Raw genomic sequence first — 19,919 nt, 5'->3', positions numbered from 1 at the left:
TGCCGGATGCAGTTCGAAACATCCGGCAAGGGAGATTTAATAGCGTGAAGGTACGCCTTCCGGGCGCGTTTTAAAGCGACGATGCAGCCACATGTACTGTTCCGGTGCCATCATGATGCATTTCTCGACCACTTTATTCATCCACGCTGCGGTGACTTCGGCGTTATCCAGAGGCGGTGAACACTCTGGCGGCAGCATGATCAACTGATAGCCTTTGCCGTCTGGCTTACGACGCGGAACGAACGGCACCAGGCACGCACCAGACATTCTCGCCAGCATCCAGGTGCCACTGGTGGTCGCCGCCTGCTCAACAGCAAACAGCGGCACGAAAACGCTCGAGCGCGGACCGTAATCGTGATCCGGCGCATACCAGACCACTTCGCCTTTCTTTAGTGCCCGGATCATGCCTTTTAAATCTTTGCGATCAAGCATCGATTTATTCGAACGCAGGCGCCCCCAGGTTTGCAGCCAGTCGAGCAACGGATTATCGTTTGGGCGATAGACGCCGATACCCGGTTCCTGCATACCAAATTGCCTTGCGCCCAGCTCCAGCGTCAGAAAATGGATGCCGACCAACAGAATGCCGCGCTTTTGCGCCTGCACGTCACGGATATGTTCCATGCCAATCACTTCCGTCCAGCGGGCAATTCGACGATCCGACCAGAACCACGCCATGCCGGTTTCCATCAACCCCATACCAACGGATTCGAAATTCTTCACCATCATTTCATGGCGTTCTTGTTCGCTCATCTCCGGAAAGCACAGTTCCAGGTTGCGATATACAATTTTGGCGCGACGTTTCATAACATGTAACGCCAGTCGTCCTGCCGCAATGCCAAGGCGGTAGATAATCGGGTAGGGTAACTGAACGACTAACCAAAGTACGCCAATACCCAACCAGGTTAACCAATAACGCGGATGAAGCAGTGCGGTGGAGAACTTGGGTAGATTCGTCATATCAATCCTGTCTTTCAACCTATACGGGCAATTGTATGTATTGTCGCATTTTTTCGTCCGCAACCAAAATTTGTGACCGAAGACTGGGCGAAATTACCGCGTATGTAAATCATTAATAATTTTTAATGCGCAAATGTAGCGTAAAATGTATGGATGTTAATTGCCGATAATTGCTATATCATGCTGCGGATTTTTACTTTCCCACCCCGCAGGAACCGTACACCATGCCAGTGTTACACAACCGCATTTCTAATGACGCGCTGAAAGCCAAAATGCTGGCCGAGAGCGAACCACGCACCACCATTTCGTTCTATAAATATTTCCACATTACCGATCCCAAAACGACCCGTGATGCTTTATATCAGCTATTTACCGCGTTGAATGTCTTTGGACGGGTCTATCTGGCGCATGAAGGGATCAACGCACAAATCAGCGTACCGGCGAGCAACGTAGAGACATTTCGCGCACAGCTTTATGCTTTTGATCCTGCTTTAAACGGTTTACGTCTGAATATTGCGCTGGATGATGACGGGAAATCCTTCTGGGTGCTGCGCATGAAGGTTCGCGACCGAATTGTTGCCGATGGTATTGACGATCCTCAATTTGATGCCAGTAACGTGGGGGAATACCTGCAAGCAGCGGAAGTGAACGCCATGCTTGATGATCCCGATGCGCTGTTTATCGACATGCGCAACCACTATGAATATGAAGTGGGGCATTTTGAAAACGCGCTGGAAATTCCGGCAGATACCTTTCGCGAACAACTGCCAAAAGCGGTTGAGATGATGCAGGCGCATAAAGATAAAAAGATCGTGATGTACTGCACCGGTGGTATTCGTTGCGAAAAGGCCAGTGCCTGGATGAAACATAACGGATTCAATAAAGTCTGGCATATTGAAGGCGGGATTATTGAATACGCTCGTAAGGCGCGTGAACAAGGTTTGCCTGTCCGCTTTGTTGGTAAAAATTTTGTTTTTGACGAGCGGATGGGCGAGCGGATCTCTGACGAAATTATTGCGCATTGTCATCAGTGTGGCACACCTTGTGACAGCCATACCAATTGTAGAAATGATGGCTGTCATCTGTTGTTTATCCAGTGTCCGGCGTGTGCCGAGAAATTCAAGGGCTGTTGTAGTGAGATTTGCTGTGAAGAAAGTGCATTACCGCCTGAAGAACAGCGCCGCCGTCGTGCCGGGCGAGAAAATGGCAATAAGATCTTTAATAAATCGCGTGGACGCCTGAACACGACGCTGATCATTCCTGATCCAACAGAATAAACATTCGTGCCGGATGCGTCATCCGGCAACATCTATGCATTACTTCTGCTGTACGCCTTCTACCGAAATAATCAGATCAACCTCCTGCGAAGCTGGACCTAAATCAGTATTAATGTTGAAGTCTTTCAGCTTAATTTTGCCTTCTGCCTCGAAGCCCGCACGTTTACCGCCCCACGGATCGTCGCCCTGACCAATCAATTTTGCTTCCAGCGTTACTGGTTTGGTTACGCCATTTAGTGTCAGATCACCCGTAATATCCAGTTCATCACCGTCTTTCTTCACGCTGGTAGAAGTGAACGTCGCCTGCGGATATTTTGCGGTATTGAGGAAATCTGCGCTGCGAAGATGCTTATCACGTTCGGCGTGATTGGTATCGACGCTGGTGGTGTTAATTGTCACATTCACTTTATCAGCCGCTGGATTCTTTTCATCAAAGGTAAAAGTACCGTCGAAATCTTTAAAGGTGCCATATAACCAGCTATAGCCAAGATGCTGGATGCGGAAATTGACAAAGGCGTGCTGACCTTCTTTGTCAATTTTGTAATCGGCGGCGATAGCTGAACCGGCGGAGAACATCAGGGAAGCAAAGGTTAAACCAAGCAGGCTTTTTTTCATTTTATACTCCATAGTCAGATGACGATTTTCCCAGCATACGCTTCAGGGTGTCGTCTTTATCGATGAAATGATGCTTCAGGGCCATAAATCCGTGCATAACGGACAGTACGACGACGCTCCACGCGAGCCAAAAATGCAGGGCACCGGCAAGGTCAGCCTGTGCGCCAGCATCGGCAAGGGTCGCGGGGATGTCAAACCAGCCAAAAACGCTGATCGGTTTGCCATCGGCGGTCGAGATGAGATAGCCGCTGATGCCAATGGCGAAGAGCAAAAAGTACAGCGTGAGATGTCCAATTTGTGCGCCGAGACGCGTCATGGGCGAATAACTTTGCAATGGACCAGGCGGTGGGGATATAACGCGCCACAGAATGCGTATAACCAGCCCCATCATTAACAGAATACCGACGCTTTTATGCAGCTCTGGTGCTTTGTGATACCAGCCATCGTAATAACTGAGCGTTACCATCCATAGTCCTAAAGCAAACATGCCGTAGATAATGATTGCACTCAGCCAATGAAAGGCCATCGATATAACACCATAGCGTTTGGGGGTATTTGTAAGGGGCATAAATGCATCCGAAACTTATTTGCGAAAGAATGAAAATGGCGCGTTGGAGAATGAATTGCAACTGAAAAATAACAATTCGAATGATATTTATTTTTATTTCAATAATTTTGATTTAATAATGAAAGAATCTTCATAAGTTTAGTGGTTTCAGGATGAGGTATGTCAGGGGAATGCTACCAGGACAGAAATAAAGTTATTCAATTTTTCACGCCAAATGAAAGAGAGATTAAGGTTTTGTCAATTTATGTCAGTGGGGTGCGGTTAAAAATAAAACACGTAGATCAGATCCATAATTGCCAATAATCCCCAGAGAAAAAGATATAGCATGAGATGCTCGCGGATATTATTAATGAGATAGTTCACCAGCCGACGCATTAAAAACTCCTGTAAAAACGGCCTCATTTTTGAGGCCGTGATGATGATTATTTGAAGCGGGCAAGTCTGAATGGCGTCAAATCAAAATCGCTATTTATGCCTTGCGCAAAATCGGCGGCTATTTCCCCTAATACCGATGCAAATTTAAATCCGTGTCCACTCAGACCGGTAATCAGCAGCGTATTATCGTGACCGGGCAGGGTGTCGATAATAAAATCTTCATCAGGTGAATTATCGTAGGTGCAGGAAGCGCCGTACAGGCAGCAACCAATGCCCGGCAGTATGCTACGTAAGAAGGGAAAGGCTTCAGAACCGTCACTGGCGATTTCAGCAAACGGAACGCGTTCGTCTGCTGAATGAATCACCTGTCCACCATTGTGTTTGCCAATTTTTAGGGCGTCATTTTCGGCGGGAAAGCCGTAATATTGATCGCCATTGGGCAGTTCTCCGGTAAAGGCCGGAAATTTATTTTTCATACTATAACGACCATCGGCCTGATACCAGGCGAACACTTTGCGTACTGGCTGGACAGGGAGTTCTGGCAGCAGGTCTTTTACCCAGGTTCCCGCGCAGACGATCGCTTTTTTCGCCTGATACTCGCCTTCAGCTGTTGTAATGGTTACGCCGTTGTCATCATGGTGAATAGCGGTAACCGGGCAATTAAACAGTTGAGCACAGCCAGCTTCATTCGCCAGTTTGATCCAGGTTTTAATCGCCAGTTCGCTGCGCAGAAAGCCAGAATCAGCCTCAAACAAGCCGATGTAATTGTCAGGAACGCGTATTTCAGGCCAGCGAGCCATAATGGCCTGCGCATCCAGTTTTTCGACGTTGAGTTGCCATTGTTCCGCGCTGTGGGCGACATTGGCGAGGAATTCGGAGTCGGCAGGGCCGAGGTTGATGACGCCAGAGCGCACAAAAACGGGGTCTTCTTCGTTGTAACGGGTGAGTTCATCCCACAGGGTTTGCGCGCGAAGTACCAACGGAACATACTTTTCGCCTTCACCATAAGCATGGCGAATTAATCGTGTATCACCGTGGTGGCTGCCGTGTTGGTGCGGCGGCATATGGGCGTCGGTCATCAGCACTTTCAAACCGGCCCGAGTGGCATAATACCCGGCTGCAGCGCCTACGGAACCGCTGCCAATAATGATGAGATCGTATTTCATTTTTTTCTCTCTGCTCTCATGGTTTAAGCAGAGTAATTAAGTGAATGCAGATATACAACCCAGAAATAGTAAAGGCACCAATCTGGTGCCTTTTGGGTGGATGGTCATGTCAAGTTAATGACGACGATACTCATTTACATGGAAATCACCAGATTCAATTTTGGCTATTCCTGCTTCTAATATCGAAATAAATTGTCTGGCAACATCAGTAGTTAACCAGAGTGTCTGACCAACTTCAGTCCCTTCCTGCTCGGACTTATTTGGGGTCTGGTAGTGCAAACGCAACATCAGAGCATCATAGCTATCAACGGTGCTGATGTCCCACCCTACGAGCGGATGAGTCTGAATGACTTCATTGTTTTTTTCCATCATGGCCCCCTAATTCGTGTTACTAGACAACGTTATTCGAGGTTCAATGCATTTTTATCTGAAGCAACTTCAGTATACCAATAAGTAAGGGTATCCACAGAATTTTTAAAGGGGGAAAGAGATATTTTTTTGTTTTTAAGATTTATATGAACAATAAAACAGCATGTCATTCATATTTTTTTAGCATATCGTGCAATTATTTTGAGGAAGTGTAGAAATTTTGTGCTGAAAATAAAAAAGCCGGGGCGACCCGGCAAAAACAAACATTACTGCATATTATTCGCTAACGAACCAGTCATCTGCGCTTTCCCATGTTTCTTGCAGAATTTCGCTAATGCGCTGTTTATCTTCTTTTGTTGCGCCAATAACCGATAAATTATTGGCTGCGGCATAACGAACAGAAACATGACCTTCGTTATCAGGAAACGCATATTGAATACGGCGGGAAAGTTCACCGGCCAGGGCGTCAATGGCTCCGGCAGGTAATGGAGAAGTTTTTGCTATGGTGACTTCAATTCTCATAATAGCCCCCTGTTTTATATACTGGTTATTTATACAGGTAAAATAACCTAATGACAACAGGGAACTACGTTTTTTATTGTTTAACTGTCCAGCGTACCGTTTCTCCGGCCAGGAATGGCACCAACGTGTCGTCAGTCAGAGCGATGCTTTCAGCCACTTTCTGCTCTTCGCGTACCAGTTCAATAAACGATTCGTTGACCGGTAAACCATAGAACTGCGGGCCGTTTAAAGAACAGAACGCTTCAAAGTGCTGTAACGCATTCATTTCTTCAAAGACAGTGGCGTAACTGCCCAGCGCCGTTGGTGCATTAAAACAGCCGGCACAACCGCAACTACTCTCTTTGCGATGACGCGCATGTGGCGCGGAGTCAGTCCCAAGGAAAACGCGACTAAAGCCACTGGCGACCAGTTCACGCAGCGCCTGTTGATGCACATTACGTTTGAGAATGGGCAGGCAGTACAGGTGCGGACGTACACCACCAACCAGCATGTGGTTACGGTTAAACATCAAATGTTGAGGGGTAATGGTAGCAGCCAGTAGTTCATTACCATCACGAACATATTCAGCGGCATCTTTAGTCGTGATGTGCTCAAAAACCACTTTCAGCCCAGCCAGGCGTTGGCGTAGCGGTTCCATAACAGTTTCAATAAAGCGAGCTTCACGGTCAAAAATGTCAATGTCGGCGTGTGTCACTTCTCCGTGTACCAGCAGTGGCATACCCATTTTTTCCATTCGCTCCAGTACGGGCATGATAGCGTCAACCGACGTCACGCCGTGGCTGGAGTTGGTGGTCGCGTTTGCCGGGTAAAGTTTTGCAGCGGTGAACACGCCTTCGTTAAACCCTCGCTCCAGTTCGTCTGCATCCAGTGAATCAGTTAAGTAGCAGGTCATCAGCGGGGTGAAGTCGTGCCCGGCAGGGACGGCGTCAAGAATACGTTGACGATAAGCCACGGCAGCTTCAACGGTCGTCACGGGCGGTGCCAGATTGGGCATAACGATGACCCGACCATAGGTTTGGCTGGTATACGGCACGACAGTTTTTAACATGTCGCCATCGCGGAGGTGAAGGTGCCAGTCGTCTGGGCGGCGGATCTTTAATACCTGGGATGGTGCAGTCATTAATCTCTATGCTCCGGCTGAAGGGATGTTTTTGCCGGACACAAAGGATAAGCGGAAACGTTTTCCTTTGCACGAAAAATAAAGGGCGCGAATGCGCCCTCGTGTTTAATCAGTAAACGGAATGACAATTTCGCCAGGTTTCACCTCAATACCTTTCGCCAGTTTTTTCGCCATTGCTTCACCTTTGCTGCCATCTTCGCGCAGAATGTAAGCCGGTTGCTGGTTAAAGTAGTTGCGTAATGCCTGATTCAAATAGGGGAGCAACGTTTGCATCACTGTCTGCATTTTTTCCGGTTGTACCGTCGCATCGACCACTTCCATTTCCTTCAGGAAGATAGCGCCTTTTTCTTTATCGAAAACCGGCAGTGCTTTCAGTTTTAGTTTCATGGTCGCTTTCTGGCTGCCGAACAGGGAGTTCATATCCAGATTTGCATCCCCGGTTAAGGTTATCTTATTCGGCTCTTCGCGACCAATTTGGCTGGTCAGGTTTGTCAGAACAATATGGGCGTCAGCTACGCCGGGCAAACCGATCTCTTTCGAGAAATTATTATGTTTCTCAAGCGACTGGTTAATTTCTTGTTCGCTAATCGTGTACTGGGTGAGTTGATTACAGCCAACGAGCAGGCCGCTGACGAGCAATGCAGCGGCAAATAAAAACTTGTTCATGGTAGTCCTCGACATGAAATCTGCGTCAATATCCTGACACAACGCAGCATGTGCCACCAGCGTTAAACTCGCCAGCAGAAAAAACTGAATTCTGCGGCGGCAGGTAATAACAAGCTGTTAAGGCGCGTCAGGTTGACAGGACGAGCAATGGTAACAGAACGCATCGCGTTTTCAGGCATCGCGTTCCAGCAACCGACGCGCAGCGCGCTTCTGGCTAAATTGCCAACCCAGAGCAAGAAAGGTGATTATGCCAATAATGCCCAACATCATCCACGGTAGCTCTGGTTGTTGTGCCGACTTACCCAGATCAAACAGCCAACCGCCGCCGATATAACCGATAGCGCCGCCAATCGCCAGACCCAGACGACTAAACCCCATATAGCTGCCGCGCGCTCGCGCATCCGCCAGCGAGGCACTTAATGTTTCACGCGCAGGTTCGGCAATGATCGAACCGATATAAAACAGACAAATCAGGGTGAAGAGTTGTTGCAGACTGCTGACCATTCCAACTGGCATCATGCTTAACGACATGACCAACAGCCCAGCCATCAACCGATGTTCCAGACGAAAACGCTTTTCGCTCCAGCGAGCGATAGGGTAGAGCAAGGTTAAGGAGAGACATGCTTCAATGGCATACATCCATTTAACGGCAGAGGGTGCGCCAGCAACATCGTTGACCATAATCGGCAGCATCAGCATCACCTGAACGGCCAGCATGTAGTAGCCCGCCAGCGTCAGGACGTAAGTGACAAAACGTTTATCACGCATCACGCGAGCCATGCCTTCGCGGACTGGCGTGCGCACGGTAGAGAGTTTCCACGCCGGTAACAACCAGGCATTAAATGCTGCACACAGCACAAACAGAATCGCCCCCGTGGCGCAGACCAGGCGGAAATCATATTGCAACAGCCAGCTCCCCAACAATGCGCCAATGACCGCACCGGCACTGTCCTGCATCATTAACAACGAGAAAAAGCGGCCACGCTGCTGCGGGCGAATCAATTTGACCACCAGCGCCGAACGCGGCGGATCGAAAAGAGTGCCGCCAAGACCTGAGAGAAGGCAGGAAAACCACAGTAGCCAGGGCTCCTGAGCGATGCCCATGGTGGCGAATCCGGCGGCGCGCATCAGCATACCGGTGACAATCATCGGTTTAGCGCCAAAGCGGTCGGCAATTGCGCCGCCAAAAATACCCAACCCCTGCTGAATGAACTGACGCAGACCGAGGGCAATACCGACCATCACGGCGGCCCAGCCCATTTGATCAACGAAGCGGATGGAGATCAGCGGAAAGACAACAAAGAACCCCAGCACGACCAGCATATTATCGATGAGCAGGAAATATTTACCCAGGTTCCTCGCCTGCGACACGCGCGACATTTCCCCTCCCGGGAAATAAAAGATGAGCACTTTCTATTCTGCATGGTCGCTAATACTTTTCCCACAATTCCCGGGACAATATTTTTTTATCGAAAGCCCTCTTTGATAGAGAGTTTTTATCAAATATGTGAATAATGCAGGAAATGGCATTTGGGACTTTTCACAGGCTCTGGTTGCGCAGGTATAGTAATACTTACAGCGTATTAAAGACGTTACGGGAAGGAGTAGGTATAGAATGTTTGGCTATCGCAGTAACGTGCCAAAAGTGCGCTTAACCACTGACCGACTGGTCGTGCGTCTGGTGCATGATCGTGATGCCTGGCGGCTGGCGGATTATTACGCAGAGAATCGCCATTTCCTCAAGCCCTGGGAGCCAGTGCGCGACGAAAGCCACTGCTATCCTTCAGGCTGGCAGGCCAGGTTAAGCATGATTAATGAATTTCATAAACAAGGTTCTGCATTCTATTTTGGGTTGTTCGACCCGGATGAGAAAGAGATTATTGGCGTTGCCAATTTTTCTAATGTGGTGCGAGGATCTTTTCATGCCTGCTATCTCGGTTATTCAATTGGGCAAAAATGGCAGGGCAAAGGGCTAATGTTTGAAGCCCTGACCGCCGCCATTCGTTATATGCAGCGCACCCAACATATTCATCGCATTATGGCCAACTATATGCCGCACAATAAACGCAGCGGTGATTTACTGGCGCGACTGGGTTTTGAAAAAGAAGGCTATGCGAAAGACTATCTGTTGATTGATGGACAATGGCGCGATCACGTACTGACGGCATTAACCACCCCAGACTGGACGCCCGGCCGCTAAGGAGAATCTCATGAAATATCAACTTACTGCACTGGAAGCCCGCGTGATTGGCTGCTTGCTGGAAAAACAGGTGACAACGCCGGAGCAATATCCGCTTTCTGTAAATGGTGTAGTAACGGCCTGTAATCAGAAAACGAACCGTGAACCGGTAATGAATCTGAGTGAATCCGAGGTGCAGGAGCAGCTGGATAATCTGGTCAAACGTCATTATTTACGCACGGTGAGCGGTTTTGGTAATCGGGTCACCAAATATGAGCAACGCTTTTGTAATTCAGAATTTGGCGATCTAAAACTGAGCGCCGCAGAAGTGGCGTTGATAACCACTTTGCTGTTACGCGGTGCCCAGACGCCAGGCGAATTGCGCAGCCGCGCGGCGCGGATGTATGAATTTAGCGATATGGCGGAAGTGGAGGCCACGCTGGAACAACTGGCTAATCGCGAAGACGGTCCTTTTGTGGTTCGCCTGGCTCGTGAACCGGGTAAACGTGAAAGCCGTTATATGCATCTTTTTAGCGGTGAGGTTGAGGATCAGTCGGTGTTAGCGGAGTCGTCGAACGCGGTTGACGGCGATTTACAGGCTCGTGTCGAAGCACTGGAAATCGAAGTGGCAGAACTGAAACAGCGTCTTGATTCATTGCTGGCCCATCTGGGAGATTAAAGTGAAAAAATTACGTATCGGCGTAGTGGGATTAGGCGGCATCGCGCAAAAAGCGTGGTTACCGGTGCTGGCGGCAGCATCTGGCTGGACGTTACAAGGCGCGTGGTCGCCAACGCGTGAGAAAGCTCTGCCAGTTTGTGAAAGCTGGCGCATTCCCTACGCTGATTCGTTATCCAGCCTCGCCGTCAGTTGCGATGCAGTTTTCGTGCATTCAAGCACTGCCAGCCACTTTGAGGTTGTCAGTGCGCTGTTAAATGCGGGGGTGCATGTTTGTGTCGATAAACCGCTGGCGGAAAATCTGCGTGATGCCGAGCGGCTGGTGGAACTGGCAGCACGGAAAAAACTCACCCTGATGGTCGGTTTTAACCGCCGTTTCGCACCGCTCTACTGTGAGTTAAAAACGCAACTCGCTACGGCGGCCTCGCTAAGAATGGATAAGCATCGTAGCAATAGTGTCGGGCCGCACGATCTTTATTTCACGTTGCTGGATGATTATCTGCATGTGGTGGATACCGCGCTGTGGTTGTCTGGCGGCAAAGCCTCCCTGGATGGCGGCACGTTACTGACTAACGATGCTGGCGAAATGCTGTTTGCCGAGCACCATTTTTCTGCGGGTTCTTTGCAGATTACTACCAGTATGCATCGCCGTGCCGGAAGTCAGCGTGAAGCCGTGCAGGCCGTGACTGACGGTGCGCTCATCGACATTACGGATATGCGTGAATGGCGTGAGGAGCGCGGGCAGGGGGTAGTGCATAAACCGATTCCAGGCTGGCAGAGTACCCTTGAACAGCGTGGATTTGTTGGTTGCGCACGTCACTTCATTGAATGCGTGCAAAATCAGACAGTTCCGCAAACCGCCGGTGAACAGGCTGTGCTGGCGCAGCGCATCGTTGACAAGATCTGGCGCGACGCTATGAGTGAATAAACCCTGTAACATCTGGCGGTAGCAATTCACCATAATCCAGGTAGACTATTCGCCTCTTTCAGCGCCTGCCTTGCAGGCGTTTTGCCCGTGGGTCTGGATTAGAACACCGATGAATTTATTAAAATCGCTGGCCGCCGTCAGCTCGATGACCATGTTTTCGCGTGTGCTTGGCTTCGCACGTGACGCAATTGTCGCCAGAATCTTTGGCGCAGGGATGGCAACCGACGCCTTTTTTGTCGCTTTTAAACTGCCTAACTTGTTGCGCCGTATCTTTGCCGAAGGGGCATTTTCCCAGGCGTTTGTACCAATTCTGGCGGAATATAAAAGCAAGCAGGGTGAAGACGCCACGCGGGTCTTTGTCTCTTATGTTTCTGGTCTGCTGACTCTCGCGCTGGCGGTTGTGACGGTTGCCGGGATGCTCGCCGCGCCGTGGGTAATCATGGTGACCGCGCCGGGCTTTGCTGATACTGCCGACAAATTTGCCCTGACCACCCAGCTATTACAGATTACTTTTCCCTATATTTTGCTGATCTCCCTGGCATCGCTGGTGGGGGCGATTCTGAATACCTGGAACCGTTTTTCGATTCCGGCATTTGCCCCGACGTTACTTAACATCAGCATGATTGGTTTTGCGCTGTTTGCCGCGCCGTACTTTAATCCGCCGGTGCTGGCGCTGGCGTGGGCTGTAACGGTGGGCGGGATCCTGCAACTGGTTTATCAGCTACCGCACCTCAAGAAGATAGGCATGTTGGTTTTGCCACGCATTAACTTCCACGATGCGGGTGCGATGCGCGTGGTGAAACAGATGGGGCCGGCGATTCTTGGCGTCTCTGTCAGTCAGATCTCCTTGATCATCAACACCATTTTTGCTTCGTTTTTGGCATCCGGTTCAGTCTCCTGGATGTATTATGCTGACCGTTTAATGGAGTTCCCGTCTGGCGTACTGGGCGTGGCGCTTGGCACCATTTTGCTACCATCGCTGTCGAAAAGTTTTGCCAGCGGCAATCACGATGAATACAACCGCTTGATGGACTGGGGGCTGCGTCTTTGTTTCTTGCTGGCGCTGCCAAGCGCGGTGGCGCTGGGTATCCTTTCCGGGCCGTTGACCGTTTCACTGTTTCAATACGGTAAATTTACCGCCTTTGATGCGCTGATGACCCAGCGGGCGTTAATTGCTTACTCGGTGGGTTTGATTGGCCTGATTGTGGTGAAAGTGCTGGCTCCGGGCTTTTATTCCCGACAGGACATTAAAACACCGGTAAAAATAGCCATCGTCACGCTGATCCTGACGCAATTGATGAACCTGGCGTTTATCGACCCGTTGAAACATGCCGGATTGTCGCTTTCCATTGGTCTGGCGGCTTGTCTGAATGCTTCGTTGCTGTACTGGCAGTTGCGTAAGCAGAAAATTTTCACCCCGCAGCCCGGCTGGACTGCGTTTCTGCTGCGTTTGTTGGTAGCCGTATTGGTGATGTCTGGCGTGCTGTTAGGTATGTTACACATCATGCCAGAGTGGTCATTGGGCACTATGCCCTGGCGCTTACTACGCTTGATGGCGGTTGTTGTGGCGGGGATTGCGGCATACTTTGCCGCGCTGGCGGTGCTGGGCTTCAAAGTTAAAGAGTTTGCCCGTCGGACGGTGTAATAATGCGTTCCGGCCTGCATTGCAGGCCGGAGAAAATCTTCAGATAGATATCTTTTTACTGCCGCGATAGGACGTTGAGGTTTGACCGTTAGCCCCGTACAGCGTCGGTTCCTGATGCGGTTTCAGCATCTCCAGCGCCTGTTGATTGCGCTCAATCTGTCCTTCCAGTAACCAGCCGTTATGTTGATTTAACTGGCGCAGTTTCTGCGTTTTCACGGTAATTTCCCGCCAACGCTGCGCGATATCGTCGCTGTTTGCAGTATCCAGTGTTTGCCGACGTAACTGCTCAAGGTAATCCAGCGTTGCCAGCAGTGAGCTTTTTTGTTCTGTAATCCATTGCAACTGGCTGCCGTTGATCTGCCCCATAGAGAGATGTTGTTGCTCTTGATCCATCACCATTTTAAGCTCGTTAAGCACTGCGGACATCTGGTCGAGGATCTCTGCAAGACGCGTCATAAGCCTATTTACTCAGTAAGTCTTGTTGTACTTCGCTGATCAGTGCGTCGGCAATTTTGCCGATATCCATTTTTAGCTCGCCGTTACGAATCGCCTGTCTCAACGCTTCTACGCGTTCAAGATTGATATCACTGCTGCCTGGCTGCATCAATTTTGCCTGCGCATCGCTTAACGTGACGCTGGTGCTGGTGGCTGCGGTCGTTTTAGTCGAGCGGGTATTGGCTACCGGCGCGTCAGTGTTTTCGCGTGGCTGAACGGTGCTTACGGGCTTTAGAGGTGAAGTGCGGTCAATACTCATGGTTTATTCCTCATTGAGGGCGCTTTTATCATTTGTTGCTTATTTATCGGCAATAGTCGGTCAATCTTTAATAGCTTACAGGTTTATAAGAATATTCCCATCAGCATCCACCACGCCACTGACCACCTGACCCGACACCATGCGGACACGAGCATTTTGCGCGACGGCGGCATTGTTCAGTGCCTGACCTTCAGCATTGGCACTGAATCCCTCGCCGCTGGCAATCACATTGACGCGTTGACCGGCTTTGACTCGCCAGGCCTGGCGCAGCATGGTTAGCTGTACAGGCTGCTCGGGCGCCAGATCGCGCAGGCTGACGGCATCAACAAGTTGATTGACATCCAGCACAGTACGCGGCGGTAAGGTATCCAGCCGTCCGCGTTTTAGTTTGACACTGCCAGATTCCAGCTTTCCTCCCCTCACAACGGGCATCGCAGCAACCACATAATTTCCCGTGGCCTGCACATTAACCTGCAAATATCGTTTGTCGTTGCCGCAGCGCGCCAGCACATTCACATTGCCCCACAGGCGAGAATTGCTGGTCATCGACAGCAACGGCTGTTCACACGGAGGCAGTAAATGGGGCGCAGTACGAATAGAGACCCGGACTTCATCACTCAACCCTGCCAGTTGTGCGGCAAAAAAGGTTTGCAATTGTGATGTGAGATCGCCAGCCGCACTCAGCGGACTGAACAGTATCGCGATGATCGCCATACAACGCTTCATTGCCAGCATTTTCGCCTCCAGCCATTTCTACGGGCCAAATTGTACCCGCGCGCTGTGACCATCAACGGCATAAATAGCGACCCATTTTGCGTTTATTCCGCCGATAACGCGCGCGTAAAGCCTTTAAGCTGACGGCAGAATTTTGATACCTGCGGAGGAGATATGCTCGACAAGCTCGATGCCGCCTTACGTTTTCAACAAGAGGCGCTCAATCTGCGCGCCCAGCGTCAGGAAGTGCTGGCGGCAAACATCGCCAATGCCGATACCCCTGGTTATCAGGCGCGCGATATAGATTTTGCCAGCGAACTTAAAAAAGTGATGCAGCGTGGACGGGATGAAACCAGCGTGGTCGCCCTGACTATGACCTCAACGCAACACATTCCGGCGCAGGCGCTGACGCCTCCTACCGCAGAACTGCAATACCGTATTCCGGACCAGCCTTCGCTGGACGGTAATACCGTCGATATGGATCGCGAACGTACCCAGTTTGCCGATAACAGCCTGCAATACCAGATGAGCCTTAGTGCGTTGAGTGGGCAAATCAAAGGCATGATGAACGTTTTACAGAGCGGAAATTAACGGATGGCACTGCTGAATATTTTTGATATCGCCGGATCGGCGTTAACTGCTCAGTCCCAGCGTCTGAACGTGGCGGCCAGTAATCTGGCGAATGCTGATAGCGTGACCGGTCCCGATGGACAGCCGTATCGGGCAAAACAGGTGGTGTTCCAGGTGAATGCCGCGCCAGGCGCTGCCACGGGCGGCGTAAAGGTTGCCGATGTTATTGAAAGTCAGGCTCCGGACAAACTGGTTTATGAGCCGGGTAATCCTCTGGCGGACGCGAAGGGCTACGTGAAAATGCCAAACGTTGATGTTGTCGGGGAGATGGTTAACACCATGTCGGCGTCGCGCAGCTATCAGGCCAACGTGGAAGTGCTCAACACGGTGAAAAGCATGATGCTGAAAACCCTCACGCTCGGTCAATAAAGGAGAAAGCCATGTCCATTGCGGTAACCACCACCGATCCGACAAATACCGGCGTCAGCACTACCAGCAGTAGTTCGATCACGGGCAGCAACGCCGCAGATTTACAAAGCAGTTTTCTGACTTTGCTGGTGGCACAGCTGAAAAACCAGGATCCGACCAATCCAATGGAAAACAACGAGCTGACGTCGCAACTGGCGCAAATCAGCACGGTCAGCGGGATTGAAAAACTCAATACAACGCTCGGTTCGATTTCCGGGCAGATAGACAACAGTCAGTCGCTACAGGCCAGTAACCTGATTGGTCATGGTGTGATGATCCCCGGCACCACCATTCTTGCCGGAACCGGCAGTGAAGAAGGCGCGGTAACCACGACCACACCGTTCGGTGTTGAACTGCAACAGGCGGCAGATAAAGTCACTGCCACTATCACTGATAAAAACGGCGCGGTTGTGCGCACTATTGATATCGGTGAACTGACCGCCGGCGTCCACAGTTTCACCTGGGACGGCACGTTAACTGACGGCACAACCGCTCCAAATGGTTCTTATAACGTGGCGATTAGCGCCAGTAACGGTGGTTCGCAGTTAGTGGCTCAACCGCTGCAGTTTGCTCTGGTGCAGGGCGTGATTCGCGGCAACAACGGGAACACGCTGGATCTTGGTACTTACGGCACCACCACGCTCGACGAAGTACGGCAGATAATCTAAGCCTTCACATTTCAGGAGTCAGTCATGGCCTTTTCTCAAGCGGTAAGCGGATTAAACGCTGCCGCCACCAACCTCGATGTCATTGGCAACAATATCGCCAACTCCGCCACCTATGGCTTTAAATCCGGCACGGCTTCATTTGCTGATATGTTCGCGGGTTCTAAAGTGGGACTGGGGGTAAAAGTTGCCGGTATCACCCAGGATTTTACCGATGGCACGACCACCAATACCGGACGTGGTCTTGACGTTGCTATCAGCCAGAACGGTTTTTTTCGCCTGGTAGACAGCAACGGCTCGGTGTTTTACAGCCGTAACGGGCAATTCAAACTCGATGAAAACCGCAACCTGGTGAATATGCAAGGTTTGCAATTGACGGGCTATCCGGCAACCGGCACGCCACCGACCATTCAGCAAGGGGCGAATCCGACCAATATTTCGATTCCAAATACCCTGATGGCGGCAAAAACCACCACCACGGCGTCGATGCAGATCAACCTGAACTCCAGTGATCCGCTTCCGTCTGTGACTACCTTCGATGCCAGTAATGCGGATAGCTATAACAAAAAAGGCTCGGTGACTGTTTTCGATAGTCAGGGCAATGCTCACGACATGAACGTCTTTTTTGTGAAGACCGGGGATAATAACTGGGATGTTTACACCCAGGACAGCAGTGATCCAACAGGCACAGCGAACCACGCAACGACGCTAGCGTTTAATGCCAATGGCATATTGACTTCGGGGGGGACTGCGAACATTACCACTGGCGCAATTAACGGCGCAGATCCTGCCTCATTCTCGTTAAGTTTCCTCAATTCTATGCAGCAAAACACCGGCGCGAACAACATTGTGGCAACCACCCAGGATGGCTACAAACCTGGCGATTTGGTGAGCTATCAAATCAACGATGACGGCACGGTAGTCGGTAACTATTCCAACGAACAAACCCAGTTGCTAGGGCAGATTGTACTGGCGAACTTCGCTAACAACGAAGGTCTGGCATCCGAAGGCGATAACGTCTGGTCTGCGACACAATCTTCTGGCGTGGCGCTGCTGGGCACTGCCGGAACGGGTAATTTTGGCAGTCTGACCAACGGCGCGCTGGAAGCGTCCAACGTCGATCTCAGCAAAGAACTGGTCAATATGATTGTCGCCCAGCGTAACTATCAGTCTAACGCCCAGACCATCAAAACCCAGGATCAGATCCTTAACACGCTGGTTAACTTACGCTAATCGCTGACGGGATAGCTCAATGGATCACGCAATCTATACCGCAATGGGCGCCGCCAGCCAGACGCTGAATCAACAGGCGGTAACCGCCAGTAATCTGGCCAATGCCTCTACGCCCGGTTTTCGCGCGCAGTTAAACGCCTTGCGCGCAGTGCCGGTGGAAGGGCTTTCTCTGCCCACGCGCACGTTGGTAACGGCGTCAACGCCGGGTGCAGACATGACACCCGGCAAGATGGATTACACCTCGCGCCCGCTGGACGTTGCATTACAGCAGGACGGCTGGCTGGCCGTGCAGACTACTGACGGCAGCGAAGGGTATACGCGTAATGGCAGCATTCAGGTTGATCCCACCGGGCAACTGACTATTCAGGGGCATCCGGTGATTGGCGAAGCGGGGCCAATTGCTGTGCCGGAAGGGGCAGAAATCACTATTGCCGCCGATGGCACTATTTCGGCGCTGAATCCCGGCGATCCGGCAAATACCGTCGCGCCAGTGGGTCGTCTGAAACTGGTGAAAGCCACGGGCAGTGAAGTACTGCGTGGTGATGACGGTATTTTTCGTTTAAGTGCGGAAAGCCAGGCAACGCGTGGCACGGTGCTGCAGACGGACCCGACGTTGCGCGTGATGTCGGGCGTACTGGAAGGCAGTAACGTCAATGCCGTTGCGGCAATGAGCGACATGATTGCCAGTGCGCGGCGTTTTGAAATGCAGATGAAGGTGATCAGCAGCGTCGATGATAACGCAGGCCGTGCCAACCAACTGCTGTCGATGAGTTAATTGAACGATTGATGACATTGCAATAAAAGCGCGCGGACTGTTCCCTCGCCCCTTTGGGGAGAGGGTTAGGGAGAGGGGAAATTCGCACCGCCGCGTGCTTTTGCTCTGCTTGTCAGCAATCCACCACAGGACATTTTATGATCAGTTCATTATGGATCGCTAAAACGGGTCTCGACGCCCAGCAAACCAATATGGACGTTATTGCCAACAACCTGGCAAACGTCAGCACCAACGGTTTTAAGCGCCAGCGGGCGGTGTTTGAAGATCTGCTTTATCAAACTATTCGCCAGCCTGGCGCACAGTCTTCCGAACAAACTACCTTACCATCCGGGTTGCAAATTGGCACCGGTGTGCGTCCGGTCGCCACTGAGCGTTTACACAGTCAGGGCAATCTGTCGCAAACCAATAACAGCAAAGATGTTGCCATCAAAGGGCAGGGTTTTTTCCAGGTCATGCTGCCGGATGGTTCATCAGCCTATACCCGTGACGGCTCTTTCCAGGTGGATCAGAACGGGCAACTGGTGACGGCCGGTGGCTTTCAGGTGCAGCCAGCAATCACCATTCCGGCGAATGCGTTAAGTATCACCATTGGTCGTGATGGCGTGGTAAGCGTTACCCAGCAAGGTCAGGCCGCTCCGGTTCAGGTTGGGCAACTCAATCTCACTACCTTTATGAACGACACCGGGCTGGAGAGTATTGGTGAAAACCTCTACACCGAAACGCAATCCTCCGGCGCGCCGAATGAAAGCACGCCAGGCCTGAACGGCGCGGGACTGCTGTATCAAGGGTATGTTGAAACGTCTAACGTCAACGTGGCGGAAGAACTGGTCAATATGATTCAGGTGCAACGCGCTTACGAAATCAACAGTAAAGCGGTATCCACCACCGATCAGATGCTGCAAAAACTGACGCAACTCTAAGGCATAACCGGTGGCAGGTTCACCGGTTTACTGATTTTTGAAGATGATAGCCATGCAAAAAAATGCTGTGCACACTTACGCCATTTCCAGCTTGTTGGTACTTTCACTATCCGGCTGTGCCTGGATACCCTCCACGCCGCTGGTGCAGGGGGCGACCAGTGCACAGCCGGTTCCCGGACCGACGCCCGTTGCCAACGGTTCTATTTTTCAGTCTGCCCAGCCGATTAACTATGGCTATCAACCGCTGTTTGAAGATCGCCGGCCGCGCAATATTGGTGACACGCTGACCATTGTGTTGCAGGAGAACGTCAGCGCCAGCAAGAGTTCCTCCGCTAATGCCAGCCGCGATGGCAAAACCAGCTTCGGTTTTGATACCGTGCCACGCTATTTGCAGGGGCTGTTTGGTAACGCCCGCGCCGATGTCGATGCCTCTGGCGGCAATAGTTTCAACGGTAAAGGCGGTGCTAATGCCAGCAATACCTTTAGCGGCACATTAACAGTGACGGTCGATCAGGTGCTGGTCAACGGTAACCTGCATGTAGTGGGCGAAAAACAGATCGCCATTAATCAGGGCACCGAATTTATTCGCTTCTCCGGCGTGGTCAATCCACGCACCATCAGCGGCAGCAATACCGTACCGTCTACTCAGGTGGCGGATGCGCGCATTGAGTACGTGGGTAACGGCTACATTAACGAAGCGCAAAATATGGGCTGGTTACAGCGTTTCTTCCTTAACCTGTCGCCAATGTAAGTGAGG

25 protein-coding genes are annotated in these 19,919 nt (G+C 51.0%); 12 read left to right on the top strand and 13 right to left on the bottom strand.

Features of this window, described 5'->3' with window-relative positions; genetic code table 11:
* Positions 1–36: 36 nt before the first annotated feature.
* Complete coding sequence (gene lpxL, locus BEG40_RS03665; RefSeq protein WP_010351771.1) at positions 37–957, bottom strand: kdo(2)-lipid IV(A) lauroyltransferase; 921 nt, start codon at positions 955–957, stop codon at positions 37–39.
* Positions 958–1,181: 224 nt separating this feature from the next.
* Between lpxL and trhO the strand changes: the two genes are divergently transcribed.
* Positions 1,182–2,234 carry an oxygen-dependent tRNA uridine(34) hydroxylase TrhO gene (gene trhO / locus BEG40_RS03660; protein ID WP_105284902.1) on the top strand — a complete coding sequence of 351 codons (1,053 nt, stop codon included), beginning with the start codon at positions 1,182–1,184 and terminating at the stop codon, positions 2,232–2,234.
* Positions 2,235–2,273: 39 nt separating this feature from the next.
* Here trhO and BEG40_RS03655 read toward each other — a convergent pair whose 3' ends face one another.
* From BEG40_RS03655 to mdtH, 9 genes are all read right to left on the bottom strand, one after another.
* Positions 2,274–2,849, bottom strand: coding sequence for a YceI family protein (locus tag BEG40_RS03655; protein WP_105284901.1), 576 nt, complete (start codon positions 2,847–2,849; stop codon positions 2,274–2,276).
* 1 nt (position 2,850) lies between these two features.
* Entirely contained in the window at positions 2,851–3,417 is a 567-nt protein-coding gene (locus tag BEG40_RS03650; protein ID WP_001131605.1) for a cytochrome b, read from the bottom strand.
* Positions 3,418–3,678: 261 nt separating this feature from the next.
* Positions 3,679–3,792 (bottom strand): YceO family protein, encoded by a 114-nt coding sequence (locus tag BEG40_RS03645; protein WP_001253739.1) that lies wholly within the window; start codon positions 3,790–3,792, stop codon positions 3,679–3,681.
* Between the two features lie 47 nt (positions 3,793–3,839).
* The gene (gene solA, locus BEG40_RS03640; RefSeq protein ID WP_105284900.1) at positions 3,840–4,958 is read right to left on the bottom strand and encodes an N-methyl-L-tryptophan oxidase; all 1,119 of its coding nucleotides are present in this window, start codon (positions 4,956–4,958) and stop codon (positions 3,840–3,842) included.
* A 114-nt stretch (positions 4,959–5,072) separates the two neighbouring features.
* Positions 5,073–5,327 carry a biofilm formation regulator BssS gene (bssS, locus tag BEG40_RS03635; protein ID WP_000414435.1) on the bottom strand — a complete coding sequence of 85 codons (255 nt, stop codon included), beginning with the start codon at positions 5,325–5,327 and terminating at the stop codon, positions 5,073–5,075.
* Positions 5,328–5,603: 276 nt separating this feature from the next.
* Positions 5,604–5,849 (bottom strand): DNA damage-inducible protein I, encoded by a 246-nt coding sequence (gene dinI / locus BEG40_RS03630; RefSeq protein WP_001217754.1) that lies wholly within the window; start codon positions 5,847–5,849, stop codon positions 5,604–5,606.
* 73 nt (positions 5,850–5,922) lie between these two features.
* Entirely contained in the window at positions 5,923–6,969 is a 1,047-nt protein-coding gene (gene pyrC / locus BEG40_RS03625) for a dihydroorotase (RefSeq protein ID WP_105284899.1), read from the bottom strand.
* Between the two features lie 105 nt (positions 6,970–7,074).
* Complete coding sequence (locus BEG40_RS03620) at positions 7,075–7,635, bottom strand: lipoprotein (RefSeq protein ID WP_105284898.1); 561 nt, start codon at positions 7,633–7,635, stop codon at positions 7,075–7,077.
* A 171-nt stretch (positions 7,636–7,806) separates the two neighbouring features.
* Entirely contained in the window at positions 7,807–9,015 is a 1,209-nt protein-coding gene (gene mdtH, locus BEG40_RS03615) for a multidrug efflux MFS transporter MdtH (protein WP_000092223.1), read from the bottom strand.
* A gap of 235 nt (positions 9,016–9,250) precedes the next feature.
* Between mdtH and rimJ the strand changes: the two genes are divergently transcribed.
* From rimJ to murJ, 4 genes are all read left to right on the top strand, one after another.
* Entirely contained in the window at positions 9,251–9,835 is a 585-nt protein-coding gene (gene rimJ, locus BEG40_RS03610) for a ribosomal protein S5-alanine N-acetyltransferase (RefSeq protein ID WP_000468197.1), read from the top strand.
* A gap of 10 nt (positions 9,836–9,845) precedes the next feature.
* Positions 9,846–10,493 (top strand): YceH family protein, encoded by a 648-nt coding sequence (locus tag BEG40_RS03605; RefSeq protein ID WP_000877098.1) that lies wholly within the window; start codon positions 9,846–9,848, stop codon positions 10,491–10,493.
* Position 10,494: 1 nt separating this feature from the next.
* A complete protein-coding gene (locus tag BEG40_RS03600) occupies positions 10,495–11,418 on the top strand; it encodes a Gfo/Idh/MocA family protein (RefSeq protein WP_105284897.1) in 924 nt (307 codons plus the stop codon).
* 109 nt (positions 11,419–11,527) lie between these two features.
* Positions 11,528–13,063, top strand: a complete 1,536-nt coding sequence (gene murJ, locus BEG40_RS03595; protein ID WP_105284896.1) for a murein biosynthesis integral membrane protein MurJ — start codon at positions 11,528–11,530, stop codon at positions 13,061–13,063.
* A gap of 39 nt (positions 13,064–13,102) precedes the next feature.
* Here the strand turns inward: murJ and flgN are convergent, their stop codons facing one another.
* The 3 genes from flgN to flgA all read right to left on the bottom strand — a co-directional run bounded on the left by flgN (position 13,103) and on the right by flgA (position 14,552).
* Positions 13,103–13,519: a flagella biosynthesis chaperone FlgN gene (flgN, locus tag BEG40_RS03590; protein WP_105284895.1), complete on the bottom strand. Its 417-nt coding sequence runs from the start codon at positions 13,517–13,519 to the stop codon at positions 13,103–13,105.
* A 4-nt stretch (positions 13,520–13,523) separates the two neighbouring features.
* A complete protein-coding gene (gene flgM / locus BEG40_RS03585; RefSeq protein WP_000020871.1) occupies positions 13,524–13,817 on the bottom strand; it encodes a flagellar biosynthesis anti-sigma factor FlgM in 294 nt (97 codons plus the stop codon).
* Between the two features lie 75 nt (positions 13,818–13,892).
* On the bottom strand, positions 13,893–14,552 hold the full coding sequence (flgA, locus tag BEG40_RS03580; RefSeq protein ID WP_000880636.1) for a flagellar basal body P-ring formation chaperone FlgA: 660 nt from the start codon (positions 14,550–14,552) through the stop codon (positions 13,893–13,895).
* A 153-nt stretch (positions 14,553–14,705) separates the two neighbouring features.
* Between flgA and flgB the strand changes: the two genes are divergently transcribed.
* The 7 genes from flgB to flgH all read left to right on the top strand — a co-directional run bounded on the left by flgB (position 14,706) and on the right by flgH (position 19,913).
* A complete protein-coding gene (gene flgB / locus BEG40_RS03575; protein ID WP_000884707.1) occupies positions 14,706–15,122 on the top strand; it encodes a flagellar basal body rod protein FlgB in 417 nt (138 codons plus the stop codon).
* A gap of 3 nt (positions 15,123–15,125) precedes the next feature.
* Positions 15,126–15,530 carry a flagellar basal body rod protein FlgC gene (gene flgC / locus BEG40_RS03570; protein WP_001196460.1) on the top strand — a complete coding sequence of 135 codons (405 nt, stop codon included), beginning with the start codon at positions 15,126–15,128 and terminating at the stop codon, positions 15,528–15,530.
* An 11-nt stretch (positions 15,531–15,541) separates the two neighbouring features.
* Complete coding sequence (gene flgD / locus BEG40_RS03565) at positions 15,542–16,237, top strand: flagellar hook assembly protein FlgD (RefSeq protein ID WP_000020457.1); 696 nt, start codon at positions 15,542–15,544, stop codon at positions 16,235–16,237.
* A 24-nt stretch (positions 16,238–16,261) separates the two neighbouring features.
* Positions 16,262–17,467 carry a flagellar hook protein FlgE gene (flgE, locus tag BEG40_RS03560; protein ID WP_000885863.1) on the top strand — a complete coding sequence of 402 codons (1,206 nt, stop codon included), beginning with the start codon at positions 16,262–16,264 and terminating at the stop codon, positions 17,465–17,467.
* Positions 17,468–17,486: 19 nt separating this feature from the next.
* Entirely contained in the window at positions 17,487–18,242 is a 756-nt protein-coding gene (gene flgF, locus BEG40_RS03555; RefSeq protein ID WP_000349337.1) for a flagellar basal-body rod protein FlgF, read from the top strand.
* A 137-nt stretch (positions 18,243–18,379) separates the two neighbouring features.
* Entirely contained in the window at positions 18,380–19,162 is a 783-nt protein-coding gene (flgG, locus tag BEG40_RS03550; protein WP_000625837.1) for a flagellar basal-body rod protein FlgG, read from the top strand.
* A 52-nt stretch (positions 19,163–19,214) separates the two neighbouring features.
* Complete coding sequence (gene flgH, locus BEG40_RS03545; RefSeq protein WP_010351791.1) at positions 19,215–19,913, top strand: flagellar basal body L-ring protein FlgH; 699 nt, start codon at positions 19,215–19,217, stop codon at positions 19,911–19,913.
* Positions 19,914–19,919 lie beyond the last annotated feature (6 nt).

Origin of the sequence: Escherichia sp. MOD1-EC5495 (assembly GCF_002965965.1) — a bacterium.
Taxonomy (GTDB): domain Bacteria; phylum Pseudomonadota; class Gammaproteobacteria; order Enterobacterales; family Enterobacteriaceae; genus Escherichia; species Escherichia ruysiae.
Note: the sequence above shows the minus strand (reverse complement) of the source record. Positions and strands in the feature narration are given on the sequence as shown.